The organism is Colwellia sp. 6_MG-2023, from assembly GCF_030547765.1.
In the GTDB taxonomy this organism is placed as follows: Bacteria; Pseudomonadota; Gammaproteobacteria; order Enterobacterales; family Alteromonadaceae; genus Colwellia.
The window spans coordinates 19,438-41,644 of sequence record NZ_JAUOPP010000017.1 but is presented as its reverse complement, the minus strand read 5'-3'; the positions used below and the strand labels follow the sequence as shown (position 1 = coordinate 41,644).

The window sequence follows — 22,207 nt, the reverse complement described above, 5'->3', positions numbered from 1 at the left end:
AAATTTATAATGAAAACCAATTAGCTAAGCTAAATTAGTTAAACCAAATTGGATAAGATAAGTAGTTTATAAAGCTTTTTAGCGATCATCAGTGGTTGCTAAAAAGCTTTTTTTTAAACAAAATAATTATTTAGAAAAGAAGATAATACGTGAATTAAAAGCGTTAGGCTTTTGGCGTGAAAGGTGAGTTTATTTCACTAATCGATAGTAATGGTTTTAAAACGAAAGAAACGTAAATAAATCACCGTAAATACTAATCCACCAATCGCGCCCCATAAATGCGCATCAACAGCAACACTCGCTTCAATTAAATCACTGACCTCGGTACTAGCACCATAAATTTGTTCGTGAGCTATTTTCATAAAAACGCCGATAAAAAGTAAATAACCTGTTCTATCTTTTGCAGCAATATCCATTATCGCCCCGAACACAAATATGCCATGTAATACACCAGATAAACCAACATATTGTATTAATGACGGTGAGCCATAATAAATACCCATGCTGGTAATGAAGGCGCAGAAAGTAAATAAAGCACAATAATTTTTAATGGTGTAGAAACGCCCATGTAATGCCCGAAGCAGAACTAGTGCGGCTAAGTTGAGCAATAAATGATAACCGTTAGTGTGTAATAAATGTCCTGTGAATAATCGCCATATTTCACCTTGAGTAATTAAATTACGGTTATAAACGAATACCTGAGTAACAGAATCATTAATGAAAAACTCAGCAGCAAAAGCAACAATTGAAATAACAGCAAGAATTAATACCATTAGCACGTGCTGTTTTGAAAATGGAAAAGAACTTAATTGCATTTATGTTGATGCTTTAGGCTGAACTCATTGAAAGTTGAGTATACAATGTTAGCCTATTAATTTTAAGATTCTTGATGTTTTTCTTTTATGGCCAGAAATTTATGCACACAATGCCAACGCCCCACAAGCGCTTGTATTTGTCGTTTTATCATAGAAACACACAATAAAACGCCTTTGTTAGTATTACAACATCCGAATGAAGTTAAACAAAGTAAAGGCACTGTCGCTTTATTAAATGGTTCGCTAACATCTTGTAAAGTACTGGTAGGCGAAGACTTTACTCATCACACTGAGCTGAATGAAATATTAGCGTCGCATCAAGTTTTACTACTTTATCCTGGTGAACACTCACAAATTCTCTCTTTACCTGATAAAAAGAATGGAGGTAAGCTTACACAAACAAATAAGGCTAAGCCGCTTTTGTTACTGGTACTCGACGGCACCTGGAAAAAGTCGTACCGTATGTTTATGTTGTCTAAAAACCTACATTCATTGTCACAAGTCAGTTTACCTGATTATCTGGCGAATAATGGGCAATACTTAATTCGTAAAGTCGCCAAAAAAAATGCGTTATCGAGTTTAGAAGCAACTTGTTATGCATTAGCATTATTGGAAGGGGAAATGAAAATTACAACAGCAGACAAAAGGCTGAATACGGTAGGAGTCGATAATATCGATTGTGGTAATTATCAACCTATGCTAAATAATTTTATAAAATTCAATCACTTTCAGTTATCTTTTAGAGGGTAACAGTTTTAATATTAGTGTTAAGTACCATCGTAACTTTTCATTATTCCTGTTTTAATATAAATAATAACTGTCATTAAATGCTTTCTAAACCCCTTTTAACATTATCTACGGTGAGTTTACTGTTAATTAGTAATCTACGAATATTCAATATATTCTCCTTTCATCGAATAAAACAGGTGTTTACGAGTAACAACTCCCTTTGTTAAAGTGCTATTTTTCCCGCAATACCTCTTAAAGGATACAGTATAGATGTTATCAGGATTCCCCAGAACAGTTGTTAGCACGGTTTGTTTATCTATGGTTAGTTGTTCAACCTTAGCTGCTACTAATAAAACAGTGTTATCCACGTCGAATGATAGTAAGAATATAGCAGAGGTTATCGTTGTTACCGGTACGCGTCATCAATCAGAACTTCTCTCACTAACCGGTAATATCGATCGTATATCAAGTGATGATATTGCTTTAGTTAACGCTGTTCATCCAAGTGACATTTTAAACAGAGCAACAGGCGTTCATATACAAACTAATAATGGTATGGAAACGTTACCTTCGTTACGCTCTCCGGTGTTAAGTGGTCCAGGCGCTGCAGGCGCTTTTTTATTTCTTGAGGACGGTGTTGCTACCCGAGCAGCCGGCTTTGCTAATAATAATGCGTTGTCAGAGTTAAACTTAGCTCAGGCGAGAGAAATAGAAATAATTCGCGGTCCTGCCAGTGCAATTTATGGATCAAATGCGGTTCATGGCGTGGTGAATGTTCTAACTAAAGCTCCTAAAAATGGTGGGGATGTAACACTACTTGCTGGGCCTAACGACAGGTATCAACTGCAGGGAACAATTGGTAGCGAATCAGATAATCAAGGTGTTAGTGCTAGTGTTCAAGTTGTTGATGATGGTGGTTACCGTGATGATAGTGACTTTCGCTCTTTAAAATTGGGACTTCGTCATGATTATGTTAACGGAGATGATCATTTCAAAACGGTCATTGCTGGTTTTGTGCTTGATCAGAATACCGCTGGGTTTGTATCCTCTGGAGACAATGGCAATGAATGCTATAGCTCAATTTATTCAGATGAAACACTTTACAAAGATACTAACGCCATGCAAAAAAATTGTGATAGCGATGCCTATCGTGAATGGTCGTCAGTTCGTGTCGCAACAAGTTGGCAGAGAGAGTTAAGCGCAGACAGCAGCTTCACTATAACGCCATATTTTCGACTTAACCAAATGGAGTTTAGCCAGCATTATTTACCGTCAAAGGCTATTGAAGAAAATAGTCATTATAGTGTGGGCATGATAAATAACTATCATTGGCAGATCGATCAAGACCTTGCTGTTGTAATGGGTATTGATCTGGAATGGACAGAAGGGGAGTTAACACAAACTCAACAACAGCCTGACAGCTATAGCTTTGGTAAAGCACGTCAACAAGGCTTACATTATGACTATAATGTTGATGCCTCAATTATTGCTCCTTATATCCAAACAGATTGGCAATTAACAGAACAATTGCAACTTACCGGTAGTGTCCGCTTTGATGCAACTCAATATCGATATAATAATTTAATTGCCGATGGCACGACTAAAGCCGACGGCAGTGCATGTGTAAATAGTAATAACGAGCCTATAGCTTGTTTATTTAAACGTCCTAGTGATAATAACGATAGTTTTAATAATACTAGTACTAAATTAGGATTTAATTATCGATTAAATAACAAAATTGCATTTTTTGGTAGTTGGTCACAAGGCTTTAGAGCACCGCAAACAACCGACATGTACCGACTTCAAAACCAACAGTTGGTTGGTGAAATTGAAGCTGAACAACTTGACAGTTTAGAGCTAGGTTTACGTGGAATAAGTAATAGCCTCACTTATGAACTTGTTATTTATAGCATGAATAAAGACAATTTCTTTTTTCGTGATGACGACGGTTTAAATGTTACGGATGGTGAAACCTCACATAAAGGGCTTGAACTGAGTATTAATTATGATTTAACTGAGCAATTTAGTGTGGCCGTTAATTATAGTTATGGTCAGCATGAGTATGAGTTTGATCGAGCCAGCAGTGGCGTTATTAAAGGTAATAAAGTAGACACAGCTCCAGAACAAATGGCTAATGTTCGCTTTGCTTGGCAGCCTACAGATAGCAGTAAACTTGAACTAGAATGGTTACATATGGGGGAATATTATTTAGATCCTGCTAACGAACATAACTATGCCGGACATGACTTATTACAACTTAGAGCCTCACTAGCACTCAATCCTAATACGCGTATATTTGCGCGAATAGAAAACCTTACGGATGAGCAATATGCAAGTAGGGCTGACTTCGCCTTTGGAACATACCGTTTCTTTGGTGGTCAGCCCCGTGCATTACACATAGGTGCCGCTATTTCTTTTTAAACAGAGTGAATGGCTTAAATTAGTTTGTATTTTAATCATACCTAAGCCATTTTTTCATGGTGATGATTTATATTACTTATGTTAATGTAATGTAAATTTATTGCGCACCTATTTATTACACGCTTAGTTTTCCCCTTTTATATTGATAGAAGACAGAGCAAAGTGTTTTCTATTCTGTGAAAGCGAAAATAACGCAATAATGGATGTCGCATGGTAAATGCTAAACATTACATATTAAATATATATATTGGTTGATAAGTTTATGAATTATAAAGCAGTTAAGAGTGTACTTTTTGTTTGTATGGGCAATATTTGTCGCTCACCAAGCGCTGAAGCTGTTTTTAGGCAGAAAGCACAAGCGGAAGGTTTATCATTAAAGGTTGGTTCAGCTGGTACTGTAGGTGCTCATGTTAGAGAAAAACCTGATCATCGAGCGCAAAAAGTAGGTGTTGAACGTGGCTATTCATTTAAAGGTATTAAAGCCCGAAAAGTGACAGTACAAGACTTTGATAACTTCGATCTTATATTAGCAATGGATAATGCAAACCTAGCAGAACTTCATAAAATTGCTCCTGAGCACTTACAATATAAAGCTAAACTTTTTTTAGATTTCGCTGATAACCATGACGAAGAGGAAGTACCAGACCCTTATTACGGTGGCGCTAATGGTTTTCGTTTTGTTCTAGATTTAGTTGAAGATGCTAGTGATGGTTTACTAAAGCAGTTAAAGTAAGTGTTTTCATATCACTTTTTGATTTCACAGCTTGTGCAAAATCTTATAGCATTATGTTTAAGATATTAGCTATTAGTGAACTGAAGAAAACTAATCTGCTCAGTTGTGACTTTCTATTTATATTACACAAACCATAGCCATCATTGGCTTGAGTAAAGTTTTGTAAATTACCTGAAAACAACTGCATAGCTTTGTATAGTCACCCAAGTTAAAGAATATGAAATCATTATATTCTTGCAATATTGGGTGTTTACTATGAAAAAAACCATCATTACGCGACTTCTATCGGGGTTTGCGATATTTCTATCCGCTTTTATATTTTTACCAACTGTTAATGCTGCTGAGCAACTTACCGCGACCATTATTGGCTCAGGTTCGCCGATTTATAATGAAAGCCGTGCAAGTGCTAGTACGTTAATTTCAGCAGGTGATACCCATATTTTAGTCGATATGGGAAACGGCACACAGGCTAATTTGAATAAATTAGGTTTTGATGTCCGTAACCTTTCTGCATTAATGTTCACTCATCATCATCTTGATCATAATGAAGAATTTGTACCTATGTTCATCCGTTTGTTATTAGGGCGAGGTGATTTCAACATTGTGGGGCCGCCTAATACTGTTACGCTTACCGAGTCAAATTTAAACTTTTATGAAGAGGATATCTCATACCGCTTAGGTAAAACTAATCGAAAAATTTCAGAGCGTGTGAAAGCCTTTGAAGTGAATGATTTAACCGGTGGGGAATCCTTTAAGATTGGCGATATTCTTGTTACTACGTTGAAGGTACCACATACTATTTATACCCTTGCTTATCGTTTTGACTATCAAGATCAAGCGGTTGTTATTACGGGAGATCTTACTTATTCTGACGAGTTACCAACACTAGCCAAAAATGCCGATTTTATGATTATAGATTCAGGCGGTATGGTAATGAAAGATGGACGTCGTAATACGAATAAAGGCAATAAAGTTAATAAAAATGGTAGTCAAAGCCTTCGTGGTAAAGGGAAACAGTCAACAGAGCGTGCCCATCTTAATTTAGCCGACTCAAGTAGTATGGCAGTGCAAGCGAATGTTAAAAATTTAGTGTATACCCATTTTAATGCTACTACGGTTGATAGGGTTGCCAGTTTAAAAGAAATTCAAAAGAATTACCGTGGTAATGTAATTTTTGGTGACGACTTAATGGTTATACAAGCAGGCATTGTTTCGGTGCCAACTGCACCGTTAATATCAACTCCTAACTTGCCTAAAGTAGATAGCAGCTACGGTATTGTTGATACTGGGCAACGAATTGCTTATAGCAACAATGATGTTATTTCATTACCGGCGGATAAGGATAAGTTTTTCGGGCAAGATGCGAGTTATATCATTAATGCACCGTCTTATACTGACAATAATGACGGCACTATAACCGATAATGTTACAAGCTTAGTATGGCAAAAAGATATGGGACAGAAACTATCTTTTGAGGAAGCGTTAACAAAAGTTAATGAAGTGAAATTAGGTGGCTATAGCGACTGGCGCATACCTACAATTAAAGAGCTTTATTCGTTAATTCAATTTTCAGGCAGTGTGAAAGGCGAAAAAGCGCTTTATCCTTTTATAGACACAAGATTCTTTACTCAACCTATTGGTGATACAAGTTCGGGCGAACGTGAGATAGACGCGCAAACCTGGTCGAGTACTGAGTATGTTGCTAAAACAATGAAAAATGATGATACAGTTTTTGGTGTTAATTTTGTTGATGGCCGTATTAAAGGTTATCCAAAGTATAATCCACGTAGCAAAGCAGCTAATAAAATGTACTTTAGGTTTGTACGAGCTAATACTGATTACGGCAAAAACAGTTTTGTTGATAATAATGATGGTACGGTATCAGACACTGCAACAACACTAATGTGGCAACAAGCGGATAGTACGCAAGGACTAAACTGGCAAGAGGCACTGGAATATGCACAGCAATCGACGTTAGCTGGTTACAATGATTGGCGTTTACCTAATGCTAAAGAGCTACAAAGTATTGTTGATTATACACGTTCACCAGAAACCTCAAATTCAGCAGCGATAGACCCTATATTTAAGGCTTCATCAATTAAAAATGAAGGTGGTGAGCTAGATTATCCGTACTATTGGAGTTCAACGACTCACCTTGATGGCCCTGTACCAGAATCAGGTGCTGTTTATGTTGCTTTTGGTAAAGCTTTAGGTGAAATGCAAGGTAAAACAATGGACGTTCATGGTGCGGGGTCGCAGCGTAGTGATCCGAAAACGGGCGAGCCAATGTCTAGAGGTCCACAAGGTGATATGATTCGCGTTGAAAACTATGTACGTTTAGTTCGTGGTGGCGAAGTTAATGTTGCAACAGGGGAGTTATTAGAAGTAAAAAGTGAATATAACAATCCTATTTCATTACAAAGCAGTTCATCACTAAGCAATTCTATATCGAAAAACACAGAAAAATCGCTAAATAGTAGCAATAAATTCATTAATCGCTTTGATAAAAATAATGATGATAAGGTTGAATTGTCAGAGTTTAAGGCGGGTGAACAACGCTTTAAGCATTTTGATAAAAATAACGATGGTTTCATCAGCGCATATGAAGCACCAACCGGACCACCGAAAGGTGATCATTAAAATATTATTGATTTATTTACTAATTACGGCGGTTTCTATGCTACCTTTTACTGATAATGTTGGGGATAACAAAGATGATAACCGTGTCTATGCAGCAATTTCAGTCATCTTTTGTGGCTGTATTGCAAGGTGAATTATCCTAGTTTGCAAAGTTTAGGCTAGTACCTTAAAGCCCTCACAAATAAAATTAATAAGCATAAAGACGTTTCATCACAGGTTGAAATATAGTTATGCTTTTTACCTATTGTTAGCGTTATTAGGAGTTTTAATAAAATGTATTCAGCAGAGCTATCAATTTTATTCTTAAATTTAATTATTATTTTACTTGCGTACTTCTCTATCTATCCAAAATTAGCAGGCAACAGCTTTAATAGAATTTCTTTTTATGACATTTTTACATCAGGCTTTGCTTTGTGCGTTGTTGGATTTAATTACTGGGAAAGTGGGCATCAATTCAACTTGTTATTTTATCCAGTAAACTGGTTTTGGTTTACGCTGTTAACTTATGCAGCGATAGAAATACCGATTATGCTTTTGTACTTTAAAAAATATAACGTTAAGCTATGAATAACGCTAAAACAAAACATACAGTAATGGGTTTTTCAATAAAATAGTTGATTAGGCTTATGGGAAGTTAATGTAAATAAGGAAATGAAATGGATGTAGATGTATTTAGTAGAACAGAAACGAGTGACAAAATAATAGGCGCTTCAACTTACAACTTAGTTATTGGTTTGACGCTGATATGGGGTTTTGCCATTAACTGGTTTATGGTGCAAAATATTTCAGTTGAATCTATTAGTAATATCAATCCAATAGTTTTTTTTATTGGTTATTTTGCCTCGTGTTTTTTCGGTATTTATTTGTTTCGTAAATCTGACAGTCCATTAGTTAGCTTTATTGGTTACAATTTTGTGGTTGTTCCTTTTGGGCTAATTATTAATTTAGTCGTTAGTCAATATAACCCCGACATTGTTCTCGAAGCGATAAGAGTTACGGGCATGGTAACCTTTGTTATGATGTTGTTAGGTTCAATGTATCCTGCGTTTTTTAATAAAATAGCCGGGGGGCTTACTATTGCTCTGTTTTGTGTGATTGTAGTAGAGCTAATTGAGATATTTATATTTAATACGCATCATGGCATTTTAGATTGGATTGTTGCCGTTATTTTCTGTGGTTATATTGGTTACGATTGGGCAAGAGCAAATGCGATCCCAAAAACATGCGATAACGCGGTTGATAGTGCCGCGGCTTTATATATGGATATTATTAATTTATTTATACGTATACTAAGAATATTGGGCAGAAAATAGTATTTGAACTAATAATAAATAACGAATTGCTCAATCGAGAGAATATGGAAAATATATATATGAAATTATTAGCAAATATTTTTGTTTTTTTTGTGGCAATAAGCCATGTTGGCATTTTAGTTTTAGAAATGTTTTTTTGGAATCACCCTATTGGGCAAAAAATATTTTTGATGACGCCTGAAGTCGCAGAATCATCAGCAGTGCTTGCTATGAATCAAGGTCTTTATAATGGTTTTCTTGCCGTGGGCTTGTTTTGGGGGCTGATCATCAGTCGTTCTGATATTAAAGTGTTCTTTTTATCTTGTGTCATCGTTGCCGGTATATTTGGTGGCCTTACTGCAAAAATGAGCATTATATTTACACAAGGATTACCAGCATTAATTGCGCTAATTTTTGTGATTATCAGTTCCCGTAAAACTGTTCATTAATAGTGTGTTAGGCTCGGTGGTGCTTGCAAATAAATCATTCAAGCATCACATTTACAGTCTTTTCCATTTTAAATTAGCTTTAGTTTTATAATACCTTATTCCATTATTCACCTAAGAAGTAAGCAGATATGAAAGTACTCACTGTTTTTTTGTTCACTTTGTTTATATGCTCATGTGCAACAATTAAAACGATTAATCCTTACAATAACCATATTAATATCTCTCATTTTGGCAAGAAAAGTTATTGTAAAGATATACCAAGAATTTATAGTGGTATTTCATACAACCTTTCTCTTATGTACGGGGAACCAAGTAACAAAAAAAACATAGGTAGCTCTGTTAATAATGTTCCCTTAGTGTTTATTGATACGGTTTTCTCTGCCGTTTCAGATACAGTTGTTTTACCCTATACCATCGTTATGCAGGCTGAAAAGGGCGATATTAAGGTTAATTAATAAAAACTTCAGTTTCATTACTAAGTACACAAAGGGCGAGTAACTCATTATATGTATTGTCGATTTAAATCAATTGTTATCTTAATCTTTTTGTTTATTGTTATTGTTGGTTGTTCAGGGCAAAATAAAACAATTAAATTAACGCAAGACAGTGTCATTCTTGCTTTTGGTGATAGCCTTACTAAAGGCACGGGGGGGACAGTAAATAAGAGTTATCCAAATATTTTACAAACAACCTTAGGTATCACGGTAATCAATGAAGGTATACCTGGTGAAACAAGTAGTAAAGGTCTACAGAGGTTAGACAAAACACTTAAATTAACAACACCAAGCCTTGTTATTTTATGCCATGGTGGAAACGACATTCTTAAAGGTTTATCCAAAGAAAAACTTGAACATAATTTGGCACAGATGATTGAGTTGATTCAGTCTTATGGCGCAGAAGTCATGTTAGTTGGTGTGCCCAAACCTTCAATCAATTTATCAACGTTACCCTTATATGAAAGGTTAGCGAGCCAGTATATGTTGGTGTCTGATCTAAAAAGTTTACCTGATTTACTTAAGCAGCGAAGTATGAAGTCAGATAGTGTCCATTTAAATGACAAAGGTTATCGTCAATTAGCGTTAAACCTGGCCGCTAAAATTCAAATTATTTAATGTAAATAACTAATATCTATCAGGGAGTGCTCAATCAATGAAACTGGTATAAGTTTTTTTTGAGCAAGCATTTGTATTGTCCTTTGTAGATTTCTGGCCTGAGTATACGGCATTTACCAATCAAGGAATTGATGGTGGTTTTTATCAGTCAGACTTCACGCTAACAACAGCTAGCGGATCTGCTTTGCTAGTGTTACTAAGCGATAACCTTGAATAATTTCTACGTCTTGTTGAATCAGTGGAAGGGAAAATTACTAAACCTATGTTCTCTTTTCCTGGCGGTCTTAGATTTCAACTTACTGACCCCTATGGTAATGAATCAGCGGTATGGGCGAAAGCTAGTGCATAGTCTGAACCTTGCTTAGCTAATATTTACTTATTATCCCACTATATTGATCTTTAATAATATAGTGGGAATTATATTCTCTAATGCTTTTATATCATATTACTAGTGAGTTGCGCTTTCGCCCCAAATTTCTTGTAACCGTTTGTCTCGACCACATCCCCAACGGTAAGCATTATAACGAACAGGACTCTTTTTATAAAAATCTTGATGATAGCTTTCAGCGCCCTTAATCGGATAGAAAGTACTAGCAGTTAAAATTGGAGTTACGACCGTTTGATTAGGAAACTTTGCCACAACTGCCTTTTTTGTCTGTTCAGCTAATGTTCTTTCATGATCGTTAGCAACAAAAATGGCACTTAGGTAGCTTGAGCCTTTATCGCAAAACTGACCTTTGGCATCAAAGGGATCAATATTTACCCAAAAATGGTCCAATATGCCTTGGTAGCTTACTTTTTCTGGATCATACGTTATTTCCACTGCCTCATAATGTCCGCGATGATCGCCTTGGTAAGTGGGATTTTTTATTTTTCCCCCAGTAAAACCTGAAACAACCGAGGTAACGCCGGGTAATTTTTCAAAGTCAGATTCCATACACCAAAAACAACCGCCAGCTAAAATGGCCTTATCTGCATTCGCTATGGATGTATAAAAAAGTAACGATGTTGATAAAACTAATCCAAGTATTTTTTTCATAAAATTTCGCTCTAATTAATATTTATATAGATGTAATTAATAGACCTTAACTAGATAAAAAATATTTCAATAACAGTTAAATTTTAATGAAAAGTTAGAGTAATTTTTTATATTTGAATGAACAAAAAAGATACAAATTCAACGTGTGAAAGCAGGGCTTTTTTTGTATGAATATTAACCATTTTGTTTTTTTGTTTGCATAAAAAAAGTACTGAAATTTATAAAAATAGAGTAAAAGTTCTAATTTTTTTATGAATTTCAAAAAAAAATTATGCATCAAAAATGAATGATTAAAAAAACATGGCTGTCTCTGAAGGTTACTAATAACAAGGGTTTCAAGTTTTTTGTTATTTTATTAAGTCAAAAAAAATTTATTAAAAATTATCTAAGTTTCCTTGAGGTTCGCATGGAACACTTGGCAGTTAGATTAACAAATACTACAATACGGCCTTACTAAAATACGACAAGGATGCATTTTAGTACAAGTTATTACGCAGTTGAAAAAAATAATTTCAAGCAGTTAATTGCGTAAAAAATGTGTCTGTTTTATCGGGGTAAATTCATTCTCTATGTTAATTACTAATTCGCAAAATGACATACTAGCAATCTAATATGTACTGAACAGTAAAAACCTCATAGATAATACATACGTCATAAAATCTCTATAATCTTAAAAATAAAAGTGGTTGAATATGCAATTAGAACGCATTCGAAATAGTGAGTTACATCAAAAAATAATGTCGGCGGAAGAAGCTTGTGATTTCATTGAAGATGGAATGACAGTCGGTATGAGTGGTTTCACTCGTGCAGGAGAGGCTAAAGCTGTTCCTAAAGCATTGGCAGAAAAAGCAAAATTAAACCCTATGAAAATCAATCTAATGACAGGTGCATCATTAGGTAATGATTTAGACAAACTGTTGACGGAAGCAGGTGTTTTAGCACGTCGTATGCCATTCCAAGTAGATAACACATTACGTAAAGCGATCAATAATGGTCAAGTAATGTTTATTGATCAACATTTATCTGAAACTGTAGAGCAAATGCGTAATAAACAATTGCCTCTACCTGATGTAGCCGTTATCGAAGCTGTTGCAATTACAGAAGATGGACACATCGTCCCTACAACTTCTGTAGGAAATTCTGCAAGTTTTGCTATTTTCGCTAAAAAAATAATCGTTGAAATTAACACGTTGCATCAGCCAGAGTTAGAAGGTTTACACGATATTTATATTCCTTCTTACCGTCCAACGAGAACACCAATTCCATTAGTGAAAGTAGATGATCGTATTGGTAGTACTGCTATTCCTATTGATCCAGCAAAAATCGCTGGTATTGTTTTCACTAACCAAAGTGATTCATTCTCTACGGTTACTGACCCTGATGAAGATACGGCAAACATTGCAAAACACTTAGTTAACTTTTTTGAACAAGAAGTTGCAGAAAAACGTCTTCCTGAAAATTTAGGGCCACTACAAGCAGGTATTGGTAACATTGCGAATGCTGTAATGATGGGACTATTAGATTCTGACTTTAAAGATCTAACAATGTATTCAGAAGTTTTACAAGATTCTACATTCGATTTAATGGATGCAGGTAAACTAGACTTTGCGTCTGGTTGTTCTATTATTTTATCTGAACGTTGTAATTCACAAGTATTTAATAACTTAGAAAAATATAGAGACAAACTTGTTTTACGTCCTCAAGAGATGTCTAACCACCCTGAAATTGTGCGTCGTCTAGGCATTATTGCAATAAACACAGCATTAGAGTTTGATATTTACGGTAACGTAAACTCAACGCATGTTTGTGGTACTAAAATGATGAACGGTATTGGTGGCTCAGGTGATTTCGCTCGTAACGCAAACCTTTCTTTCTTCGTAACTAAATCAATTGCTAAAAACGGTGCAATATCAAGTGTTGTTCCTATGGTTAGCCATGTTGATCATACTGAGCATGATGTTGACATTTTAGTAACAGAGCAAGGTCTAGCTGATTTACGTGGTTTAGCTCCACGTGAAAGAGCAGTAGAAGTTATTAACAACTGTGTTCATCCTGATTATCGTGAAGCAATGTTAGATTACTTTGAGCGTTCTTGTGAGCGTGGTGGACATACCCCTCACTTACTTGAAGAAGCTTTCAGCTGGCATACTCGCCTTGAAACTACAGGTACAATGAAAAAAAGTTAATTCGTTATAATGCTAGATGTTAGCAACTAACGATATAAAATTTTTTAGTCTCATAAAAAGCTCATTTTATTTAATAAAATGAGCTTTTTTTATAAATGAAGTTTAAGTTTCTATAAATAAAAATTAATGGCGCTTAAGCATAACGGCATATATTTATACAATAGCAATAGATAAATTTGTATAACTCTGCATTAAAGAAAGTGAATTAAATAAGAGAATTATTAAACACTCATGAGATAAATCAAAGAAAACATTACTGCCATTTTAATACTAGCCATAATCCACTATGGATAAAATTTCACAGTTAACTCGTATGATCAACGTTATGGAATACCAAAATATACGGGTGTTATAAAATAAATTAAATGCTCTTATATAATATTATTTAATTATTAACATAGTGTTGTATGATAGTGAATAGTCTCCGCTCAATAAGTCCAACTAATTGTAATTATAGTATTTAAGGAAAATAATCATGAGTATTTCAATAGGGTTTAAGCAAAGAATAATGTTGGCTTCGACGCTGTTAGTGGCCGTTTCTTTGTTGGTTACTAATTGGCTTGATTATACTAATAATCGCAATAAAAGTATGGCTAGGGTTGAGCAACAGGCAAGTTCAGAAATTAATCGTATCAAAAATGATATCAATATATGGCTAACTAACAGTATGACTGTTGTCTCTAATGCGAAAGAGCAGCTTAATAGTAATGATACAGATAAAAAAATAGAAATTGCTAAACTGCTGGTGGCTTCCACACCTTTAGATGCTATTAATTTTGCAGACAGTGATGGCTTAACTATTGGTAATGCAGGTGTTATTAAGGACTATGATGCTAAGCAAGAAGCATGGTATCAAGATGCTAAATCTGCCAATCGGTTAATGATGACAGAAATATATTTTGACCAAGGTATATCTGATAAATATATGTTTAGTTTTTTAGATGTCCAAAACAATGGTGTTATTGGTGGGGACATATTTCTAGAAGCTGTAAATGCCTTTATCAATAATGTTGATTTTTATGGTGCTAATGTAAGCCTTTATGATGGTAAGGGTGGGCTTATTAGTACATCAGGAGAGGGAGCTTTTGGTGATAGAATTTCTGATAATAAAGCGTTAATAAATATTGAACAAAAAGTGTTATCCACTAGCAGTGGCACATATCGTTATGAAGATGATGGCGATAAACATTATGCTGCATACTCTGAATTAGACTTACTTGGCGGTGGTAAATGGCACATTGTTATTGATATTGATGAATCGATATCTTTCGCCTTTTTAGATGAACTATTGTTTTCTGCCATGTTAACCACATTCATCTTAATCGTATTAACAGTGATACTGTTAATTTTTACTCTATCAAAAATATATACACCAATTATAACGCTAAAACAAAGAGTTGAAGATTTAGCTAAAGGTAATGGTGATTTAACTCATCGTATAGAGGTTAAAGGAGATGACGATTTAGCAAAAATCGCTGAATCAGTTAATACGTTTATCAGCCAGTTACAATCAATGATGATTCAAATTTTAGCTTCATCAGATCATATTTCAAAAGAAATTGATCAACTTAAAAATATGTCAGATTTAAATGCTCAATCTCTAACAATACATAGTAGTGAAACCGAACAAGCAGTGACCGCAATTACTGAGATGAGTGCTTCTGCCAGTACGGTTGCAGATAATGCGAAACAAACAGCATTAAGTACCAAAAAAGCAAGTGACGAAGCTTTATCATCTAAAAACTTGGTGCTTACATCTTCACAAAGTGTAGAAACCTTAGTAAATGAAGTTGAGTCTGCAGCAGCATGTATTAATACCATGAACGATAATACACAAGAAATTGTATCGGTATTAAGTGTTATCGGCGCAATTGCTGATCAAACGAATTTATTGGCTTTAAATGCTGCAATTGAGGCAGCACGTGCAGGTGAACAAGGACGTGGTTTTGCAGTTGTAGCGGATGAAGTTCGCTCTCTTGCTGCACGAACGCAATCGAGCACTGCTGAAATCAATGATTTACTTGCTAAATTAACCAGCGATGCAGCACTGGCGGTTAAAGCAATGGATTTAACGAAAGAAAGTTGTCAATCAACTACCGACAATACATTATTGGTTGGGACAGGTTTAGATGCTATGGCGGGTTCTATTATTGAAATCAATGAATTGAGTACTCATATCGCCACGGCTTCTGAAGAACAAAGTCATGTAGCAGAAGAAATAAATAGAAATATGGCTTCAATCCAAGAAATGGTAGTCAGCTTGACCGAAAACGGTTTATTAACGGTCGCAAGTACAGATGAATTGTTAGCAGAGAATACTCAATTGGTTAATTTAGTCAGTCGTTTTAAATTGAGTTAATGAATAACTCTGATAGTGTTATAAATCTGTAAATTAAAACTTTATAGGTTCGTAAGTAATATAAATCATAGTAAGGAAAGTTAATGCCACATTTTGTAATGGACTGCTCAGAAAGCGTCCTTGAATATCACGATGAAGAATTTATTATTGAACAGATACATCTTATTGCAAACTCTACAGGTTTGTTTGATGAAGGTGATATAAAAGTCAGAATGAACCCATTTAAAAAATATTCTGTAGCGAATAAACGTGAAGATTTTATTCATGTATTTGCGCATATAATGCAAGGACGAACTACAGAGCAAAAGGCAAATTTATCGAAACAAGTAGTTAATAAATTAGTGCTTTTGTTTCCAGAGATCCCTAATATAGCAATGAACATTAGTGACTTTGAAAAGGCTACTTATTGTAATCGCGCTATGTTGTAGTGCAGCCTATTTTTAATGCTATGTTGTAGTGCAGCCTATTTTTAATCTTACAAGAATTTATAAATGTTAAGTTACTTATGGAAATCATTTTAATTCGACACGGGAAGCCAACGTCAGCCAACAATCCGATGGTGAATGCTGCTGAGTATGCTAAATGGATCAGGCGATATAATTTTTCAGACGTTGCTGATAATAGCCGGCCTAAAAGTATAAATACTAATTACATATCACAGTACACGATATCAAGTGATTTAAAACGAGCAATACACTCTACAAATATTTACGTGGGTAAAAAACCAGATGAAATTAATAGGCTTTATAGAGAAATGGATATACCTAGATACAAACTGCCATTTAGCTTAACCGCTTGGCAGTGGGTATATTTTTGTAGAGTGCTATGGATGTTTGGTTTTACAGGTTCATTTGAGACTTTTAAACAAGCCAAACAGCGCGCTAATATTGCGGCGAGCGAATTAATAAAAGCAGCTAATAAGCAAAACACGGTAGTATTGTTTGGCCATGGATTTATGAATCGTTATATTAGAAAATCACTTATTCAAGCCGGTTGGACGTTAACATCTAAAAGTAATGATTACTGGGGTGTTACTCGCCTTAAAATTTGATGAACATTATGAAATTAGCAACACCAACTGATCTGCAACTTATTGAGTTAATGTCTTGGTTTACGAGTGAAAAGGAGCTCACGGTTTGGTCTGGCCCCAATTTTAGCTATCCCTTTGATCTAAAATCGTTTAAACGTGATTTAAAGCTTAATACTTTAGCGTCATTTTCGATGTTTTCAAACGAAGGCGATTTGTTAGCATTTGGACAATATTATTTAAGGTTAGGTAAGTGTCACCTTGGCAGGTTAGTGGTTAATCCTCGCTTTCGTGGGAAAGGAATTATTGCTAGTTTGATAAGTCAGTTGAGCGTTTTAGGTAAGTCAGATTTAAATACGCAATCATGCTCACTATTTGTTTTAGCTCATAATAAAAATGCAATTAAGGCCTATACCAAGCTTGGCTTTTGTATTACCGCTTATCCAGAAAAAATAGCATTAGCAAATTGCTTATATATGGTGCAACAATAACTACAAAGTAGAAGGTTAACTTCAAGCTATTTGTTCGCACACGCCTTATAAAAACAGTATTTGTTTATCCACATCATCATACTTTTCGTTAGTTCCATTAGTCCATTAGTCCGTTAGCTCTGTTAGGGAAGCGCTTATGTAGACTTTACTATCAGATGTCATAATTTAACTTCAATGTCTTTTAATCACTAATTGTTTGTTTTTCAACCATGGTTAAATCTTATATAAATTTATAACGATAATTGACCTGTTGTACCAATCGGTATAGAATTCGGTGCAAGTTACCGATTGGTACAGTTGGTGTTTTTTAATTTTCAATAGGAGCAAAAAGTGGACGATTTAATTAAAGGTAAAGTAGCATTAGTGACTGGGGCTAACCGTGGGATTGGCAGAGCAATTGTCGACTCACTTATTACTAATGGCGCTGCTAAGGTTTATCTTGCTGTACGTAAGCCTGAGTCAGCTAAAGAAATTGAAGCACAATATGGTGATAAAGTTGTTACCTTAGCTGCAGATGTTGCTGATACAGCATCTATTCAACATTTAGCTACTCAAGCTAGCGATGTTGATATTCTAGTAAACAACGCAGGTATTATGCATATTACGTCACCATTAAGTGAAAATGCCGAAGCGTCGTTACAGGATCAATTCAATGTTAATGTTTTTGGTTTGATGCGTGTAGCCAATGCATTTTCAGATATTTTAGAGCGCAATAAAGGTGTGCTAGTGCAGTTAAACTCAATTGCTTCTGTAAAAACGTTTGGTGATATTGCGACTTACTGTGCATCTAAAGCCGCGGCATATTCGATCACCCAGGGTTTGAAAGATAAATGGTCTGATAAAGGTATTCGTGTATTGAGCGTTCATCCAGGTCCAATTGGTACTGATATGGGGAATTTAGCTGGTTTTGAAGGTGCACCTGAGGCAACAGTGGTTTCAGAGGCCATTATTACTGCGCTAAATAATGGCGATTTTCATACCTTTCCAGATCCTGTTGCAAAGCAAATTGAAGCGGCTTATCAGTCTTTCTCTGATGCGATTATTACTAGCGATATATCAGTGTAGAGCGTTGATTTAATAAGGGTATTCTTTGATTTACACTTGTATAACGCGAATCAGAGAACATTAAAAATCGATTAATGTAAATTAATCGATTTTTTATTGAGCTACTTTAAATCTTATTCTTCAAACGACAATAAAGTGCTGATAGCTAGGGGATATCTGCTATCTAGGCAATACTGACTGTTAACCTATAAGCTGAGCATTTTCTTCTTTAATCTTGCTAACTCAATGGCATTAGAGCGTACGGTGAGTTTAATATGATCAAATTCATAATCTTCTTTAGTAACACTCATAGTAGAGCGTATTTCACCAACGATGCCTTTAGCGGTATAAGGAATAACGATTTCTTCTTCAATCATTTCTTCTTGAGCAATGTTAACAATATATTGATGTAATTTGTTAACATCGGTCGGATTACGAGCTGATGTTAACATGGCCTCTGGAAATTCTTCCATCAATGCGTTTTGTTGCTTAATAGTGAGTTGATCAGACTTATTAAGTACGAGTAGTTTTTTACTTTCTTGCACACCAACTTCTGCTAAAACCTCGTGTACTACATCAAGTTGTGAGCGAAATGAAGGATCTGAAGCGTCAACAACGTATAGTAATAGTGACGCATCATGCGCTTCTGCCAACGTAGAATGAAATGAGGCAACGAGATCATGGGGTAACTTTTTAATAAAACCTACGGTATCAGAGACTAATATGCGGGGGTGGGTTACTGGAAATAAGGCACGAACAGTGGTATCAAGTGTTGCGAAGAGTTTATTTTCACCTTCAACATTACTACCAGTAATAGCGCGCATCATCGATGATTTACCCGCATTTGTATAACCGACTAACGCAACACAAAAATTTTCAGAACGTTGTGTACGTCGACCTTTCATTTCATCTTGAACGTTGACTAGCTCGCGTTTTAATTCTGCTAGTTGATCACGTACTTTACGGCGATTTAGCTCTAGCGTAGTTTCACCGGCACCTTTACCCATTTGGCGCTCTTTGTCACCACAGGATGTTTCACGTAGACGCGGTGCGACATAATTTAAACGTGCAATTTCAACTTGCAACTTAGCTGTTTTTGTACGCGCATGACGACTAAATATTTCAATAATCACGCCGGTACGATCGAATACTTCTACGCCCAATTGATTTTCGACGTTACGTAGTTGAGAAGGTGTTAAATCACAATCAAAAACAACAACGTCGGCACAGGCAAAGGGAAGGTTCTCTGATGGTATAGTAGTTAATTCATCGTCATCAAGTGAAACTTCGTTTTCTTCACTCATTTCAATAATACCTTTATTACCGGTGAGCTCAGCTATTTCAGCTAGTTTGCCTAAACCGAGTACATTAACTCTTTTTGTTGAACTTTGTTTTTGTGACTGGGTGCCAACTACTTTGAACCCCAATGTAGTTACTAAGCGCGCAAGCTCTGCAAGTGATTCTATTGCTTCATCACCTTTAAATTCTGGTGTACAAACAGAAATGAGTAAAGCGTGATTAAGTGATGCTTTTGCGGTTAATTGCATAATTTTTTGTTGTTAATGCACTGACTAGTGCAAACCTAATTTTTAATCTCAATATGTATTGATCTTACGCTGTTATCGCTTCGCTTTATAGGGGAGATAATGTTTATTTTAGTAGTCAGATATAGTTGCTATATTTAAAAGAGGTAAACGTATTTTATTATTTTACTGTGTTGAGTTATCTTCAGGGGATAAGAACAAAAAGGATAAAACCGGTAAAGTCTTATCCTTGTATTTTGATTTTTTTATTCGGTTATTCAGTGATAACTTGATAGATGGTTACCGAGCCACTGACTTCATTACCAATAATCAGTAATGGCATTCCACTAGGACTTTGTTCACTTGGTACAAACGCAATACTTTCAGGGCCTAAATCACCAGCACTTTCAATCATTGTGCAGTCCATCCCTTCATTTGGATCACAAGGGTTATCTAAATCATCATCTAATTCAAAGTCTATGTCAAAATCACGATTATTATAAAAAGATGAAAAACTCACATCAAACGGATTAGTAATGTCATAAATGAATAAGTTTCCAGAGCGTTCGCTGGCTATAAAGCCATAAGTTCTTTCACCTATTTTTCCAACAGCAATAGCTTCAGGTTCGCCACCTTTATCATCAGATCGATTATCACCTTTATTTTCGGTATGAGCACTATTAAAGTTATTACCGAGTACTGAGGCAGAAATTTTGCCAAAGTCATCACCTGAATCAAAAATAAGATTGATATTTTGGTCCCAAATTGAGAATGAACGAGCGCCATAGCTATATAATGCTTCATAAGTACCATCATTATCAGCATTGCCTAAAGCGGTAGTGACTTTTAATCGACCTAAACCATCGTCACCGCCACTGGCATCGTAAATTGATTGTAATTCGGCAGATAAACTTTTATTCAATTCTGTAGGATCAATGATATCAGCGACTCTAACTTCTTCTGAGTAAGCATCATAATCGCGAGAATCACCTTCGTTTGCTGATAATATAAAAGTTGCGCCATTCCATTGATACGCGGTGATCGTATCAGGTTGGTACATGCCAAATAAATTTGTAACATGTTGGAATGATGCGATTTCGTCTTTATTGGAAAAATCTAATTGAAACTCATCCCAATCTTTAAAACCTAACGGTTTAATTTCAATAGTATTTTCTTCTAAATTTAAAATACCAATAGCATTGTTTTCTTGTAATGATACATAAGCGGTTTTGCTATCGTCACTCACTGTTATATATTCTGGCTCTAAGCTTTGAGCAAGTGTTGTGCCTATTGGGCCAGCAAACTTTAATCCAGCTGCTTTTAATAGTGCTAATCGTTTCGCGTCGGTATTAAAGTCATTGTCATCAAGTAAATCACTACTAAAAGTGATATCACTCGTTAAGTTTATTGTGCTACTTAAATCCTCAGGTACTGAGTTATTGATATTGATTATTGAGATAGAACCTTCAGGATCAACAGAGTAATCATTTTTTGGTTCGCCTTCATTAGCAACTAATACTTTTTTTCCATCTGGGGTAAAGGTAAGCATGTCAGGTAGAGCGCCTACTTTAACGGCTTTAATAAACGAACCTACACCTTGACTATTCAATTGATAAAATAATACGGCACCTTCTTGAGTTTTGTCATTAGCTTCGACGGCAATGGCTAAGTTGTTCTCAAAAATAGCAATAGAATTTGCCGCACCTAAGGTAATGGTTTCTCTTGTGTTATTCGAAAGTAACACTTGCACTTCATCAGGAAAGTTAAAGGTAGTTGATGATAAACTAGTATCAGTAATTGGGTTGCCAACTTCTGTGGTTGGAAGGCTTACTAAATTAATTACTTCTATTTGGTTACTTGCACTATTAACCGCAAAAGCAGAGTTAGAGGCTTGATGAAATTGTACAATTTCAGCAGCACTTCTACCTGCTATTTCACTACCTCCGGCACTAAAGCGTCCAACCACTTCAACACTCACCTGCTGCGTAGCATCTTTTCCTGGAATACCTTGAGGTCCAGTAGGGCCTTGCTGACCGGGAGAACCTGCTATTCCGGCTTCGCCATTGTTTCCGTCATCACCAGTAAACTGGCAAGCAGAGAGAAGTGATATGATTGATAATGCTATTATTGATTTTTTTATAGACATGTAAATTCCACTTATGTATTTTTATTTTAAAACGCATGAGTGTAATCACATTAAATGACATTTTTATAATAAATTAATGAAGGAAATATTACAGCTGAAAAACAGGAGGTGGTTAATAAATGAGCATATTTGAATGGTGAAACCACGCAAATATGCTCAAAGAGTTAGTTGAGGTATAAGCTGATATATTTAGTTTAAGGG

The 22,207-nt window shown here is 35.5% G+C and carries 19 protein-coding genes; 15 read left to right on the top strand and 4 right to left on the bottom strand.

Annotated elements, in window-relative coordinates; all coding sequences use genetic code 11:
• Positions 1–197: 197 nt before the first annotated feature.
• Positions 198–815: a rhombosortase gene (rrtA, locus tag Q4503_RS11835; protein WP_303602393.1), complete on the bottom strand. Its 618-nt coding sequence runs from the start codon at positions 813–815 to the stop codon at positions 198–200.
• Positions 816–902: 87 nt separating this feature from the next.
• On the opposite strand from rrtA, the gene Q4503_RS11830 reads away from it, so the two are divergent.
• The 9 genes from Q4503_RS11830 to Q4503_RS11790 all read left to right on the top strand — a co-directional run bounded on the left by Q4503_RS11830 (position 903) and on the right by Q4503_RS11790 (position 10,408).
• Complete coding sequence (locus Q4503_RS11830; protein ID WP_303602392.1) at positions 903–1,565, top strand: tRNA-uridine aminocarboxypropyltransferase; 663 nt, start codon at positions 903–905, stop codon at positions 1,563–1,565.
• A 249-nt stretch (positions 1,566–1,814) separates the two neighbouring features.
• Entirely contained in the window at positions 1,815–3,965 is a 2,151-nt protein-coding gene (locus tag Q4503_RS11825; RefSeq protein WP_303602391.1) for a TonB-dependent receptor, read from the top strand.
• A gap of 262 nt (positions 3,966–4,227) precedes the next feature.
• Entirely contained in the window at positions 4,228–4,698 is a 471-nt protein-coding gene (locus tag Q4503_RS11820) for a low molecular weight protein-tyrosine-phosphatase (protein WP_303602390.1), read from the top strand.
• 255 nt (positions 4,699–4,953) lie between these two features.
• Entirely contained in the window at positions 4,954–7,338 is a 2,385-nt protein-coding gene (locus Q4503_RS11815; protein ID WP_303602389.1) for a DUF1566 domain-containing protein, read from the top strand.
• Between the two features lie 656 nt (positions 7,339–7,994).
• Positions 7,995–8,651: a Bax inhibitor-1 family protein gene (locus Q4503_RS11810; protein ID WP_303602388.1), complete on the top strand. Its 657-nt coding sequence runs from the start codon at positions 7,995–7,997 to the stop codon at positions 8,649–8,651.
• 59 nt (positions 8,652–8,710) lie between these two features.
• A complete protein-coding gene (locus Q4503_RS11805) occupies positions 8,711–9,079 on the top strand; it encodes a DUF1304 domain-containing protein (protein ID WP_303602387.1) in 369 nt (122 codons plus the stop codon).
• Positions 9,080–9,207: 128 nt separating this feature from the next.
• Positions 9,208–9,534, top strand: coding sequence for a YceK/YidQ family lipoprotein (locus tag Q4503_RS11800; RefSeq protein ID WP_303602386.1), 327 nt, complete (start codon positions 9,208–9,210; stop codon positions 9,532–9,534).
• A 51-nt stretch (positions 9,535–9,585) separates the two neighbouring features.
• Entirely contained in the window at positions 9,586–10,191 is a 606-nt protein-coding gene (locus tag Q4503_RS11795) for a GDSL-type esterase/lipase family protein (RefSeq protein ID WP_303602385.1), read from the top strand.
• Between the two features lie 76 nt (positions 10,192–10,267).
• Positions 10,268–10,408: a hypothetical protein gene (locus tag Q4503_RS11790; protein ID WP_252727455.1), complete on the top strand. Its 141-nt coding sequence runs from the start codon at positions 10,268–10,270 to the stop codon at positions 10,406–10,408.
• 231 nt (positions 10,409–10,639) lie between these two features.
• On the opposite strand, the gene msrA is transcribed toward Q4503_RS11790, so the two are convergent.
• Positions 10,640–11,230 (bottom strand): peptide-methionine (S)-S-oxide reductase MsrA, encoded by a 591-nt coding sequence (msrA, locus tag Q4503_RS11785; RefSeq protein WP_303602384.1) that lies wholly within the window; start codon positions 11,228–11,230, stop codon positions 10,640–10,642.
• Between the two features lie 692 nt (positions 11,231–11,922).
• Between msrA and Q4503_RS11780 the strand changes: the two genes are divergently transcribed.
• From Q4503_RS11780 to Q4503_RS11755, 6 genes are all read left to right on the top strand, one after another.
• Positions 11,923–13,416 (top strand): acetyl-CoA hydrolase/transferase family protein, encoded by a 1,494-nt coding sequence (locus Q4503_RS11780; RefSeq protein WP_215972815.1) that lies wholly within the window; start codon positions 11,923–11,925, stop codon positions 13,414–13,416.
• 475 nt (positions 13,417–13,891) lie between these two features.
• Positions 13,892–15,775 carry a methyl-accepting chemotaxis protein gene (locus tag Q4503_RS11775; RefSeq protein WP_303602383.1) on the top strand — a complete coding sequence of 628 codons (1,884 nt, stop codon included), beginning with the start codon at positions 13,892–13,894 and terminating at the stop codon, positions 15,773–15,775.
• Positions 15,776–15,858: 83 nt separating this feature from the next.
• Complete coding sequence (locus tag Q4503_RS11770; protein ID WP_215972817.1) at positions 15,859–16,203, top strand: 5-carboxymethyl-2-hydroxymuconate Delta-isomerase; 345 nt, start codon at positions 15,859–15,861, stop codon at positions 16,201–16,203.
• 77 nt (positions 16,204–16,280) lie between these two features.
• A complete protein-coding gene (locus tag Q4503_RS11765; RefSeq protein ID WP_303602382.1) occupies positions 16,281–16,826 on the top strand; it encodes a histidine phosphatase family protein in 546 nt (181 codons plus the stop codon).
• Positions 16,827–16,834: 8 nt separating this feature from the next.
• Positions 16,835–17,293: a GNAT family N-acetyltransferase gene (locus Q4503_RS11760; protein ID WP_303602381.1), complete on the top strand. Its 459-nt coding sequence runs from the start codon at positions 16,835–16,837 to the stop codon at positions 17,291–17,293.
• Positions 17,294–17,623: 330 nt separating this feature from the next.
• The gene (locus tag Q4503_RS11755) at positions 17,624–18,358 is read left to right on the top strand and encodes an SDR family oxidoreductase (RefSeq protein WP_215972820.1); all 735 of its coding nucleotides are present in this window, start codon (positions 17,624–17,626) and stop codon (positions 18,356–18,358) included.
• Between the two features lie 185 nt (positions 18,359–18,543).
• Here Q4503_RS11755 and hflX read toward each other — a convergent pair whose 3' ends face one another.
• Complete coding sequence (hflX, locus tag Q4503_RS11750) at positions 18,544–19,884, bottom strand: GTPase HflX (RefSeq protein WP_303602380.1); 1,341 nt, start codon at positions 19,882–19,884, stop codon at positions 18,544–18,546.
• 250 nt (positions 19,885–20,134) lie between these two features.
• Entirely contained in the window at positions 20,135–22,006 is a 1,872-nt protein-coding gene (locus Q4503_RS11745; protein WP_303602379.1) for a choice-of-anchor I family protein, read from the bottom strand.
• Positions 22,007–22,207: the final 201 nt, after the last annotated feature.

Coding starts and splice junctions, on each gene's coding strand:
- Q4503_RS11780 (WP_215972815.1), top strand. CDS start 11,923: ATGCAATTAGAACGCATTCGAAATAGTGAGTTACATCAAAAAATAATG.
- Q4503_RS11825 (WP_303602391.1), top strand. CDS start 1,815: ATGTTATCAGGATTCCCCAGAACAGTTGTTAGCACGGTTTGTTTATCT.
- Q4503_RS11800 (WP_303602386.1), top strand. CDS start 9,208: ATGAAAGTACTCACTGTTTTTTTGTTCACTTTGTTTATATGCTCATGT.
- msrA (WP_303602384.1), bottom strand. CDS start 11,230: ATGAAAAAAATACTTGGATTAGTTTTATCAACATCGTTACTTTTTTAT.
- Q4503_RS11770 (WP_215972817.1), top strand. CDS start 15,859: ATGCCACATTTTGTAATGGACTGCTCAGAAAGCGTCCTTGAATATCAC.
- Q4503_RS11820 (WP_303602390.1), top strand. CDS start 4,228: ATGAATTATAAAGCAGTTAAGAGTGTACTTTTTGTTTGTATGGGCAAT.
- Q4503_RS11745 (WP_303602379.1), bottom strand. CDS start 22,006: ATGTCTATAAAAAAATCAATAATAGCATTATCAATCATATCACTTCTC.
- Q4503_RS11810 (WP_303602388.1), top strand. CDS start 7,995: ATGGATGTAGATGTATTTAGTAGAACAGAAACGAGTGACAAAATAATA.
- Q4503_RS11775 (WP_303602383.1), top strand. CDS start 13,892: ATGAGTATTTCAATAGGGTTTAAGCAAAGAATAATGTTGGCTTCGACG.
- hflX (WP_303602380.1), bottom strand. CDS start 19,884: ATGCAATTAACCGCAAAAGCATCACTTAATCACGCTTTACTCATTTCT.
- Q4503_RS11805 (WP_303602387.1), top strand. CDS start 8,711: ATGAAATTATTAGCAAATATTTTTGTTTTTTTTGTGGCAATAAGCCAT.
- Q4503_RS11795 (WP_303602385.1), top strand. CDS start 9,586: ATGTATTGTCGATTTAAATCAATTGTTATCTTAATCTTTTTGTTTATT.
- Q4503_RS11760 (WP_303602381.1), top strand. CDS start 16,835: ATGAAATTAGCAACACCAACTGATCTGCAACTTATTGAGTTAATGTCT.
- Q4503_RS11765 (WP_303602382.1), top strand. CDS start 16,281: ATGGAAATCATTTTAATTCGACACGGGAAGCCAACGTCAGCCAACAAT.
- Q4503_RS11830 (WP_303602392.1), top strand. CDS start 903: ATGGCCAGAAATTTATGCACACAATGCCAACGCCCCACAAGCGCTTGT.
- Q4503_RS11815 (WP_303602389.1), top strand. CDS start 4,954: ATGAAAAAAACCATCATTACGCGACTTCTATCGGGGTTTGCGATATTT.
- rrtA (WP_303602393.1), bottom strand. CDS start 815: ATGCAATTAAGTTCTTTTCCATTTTCAAAACAGCACGTGCTAATGGTA.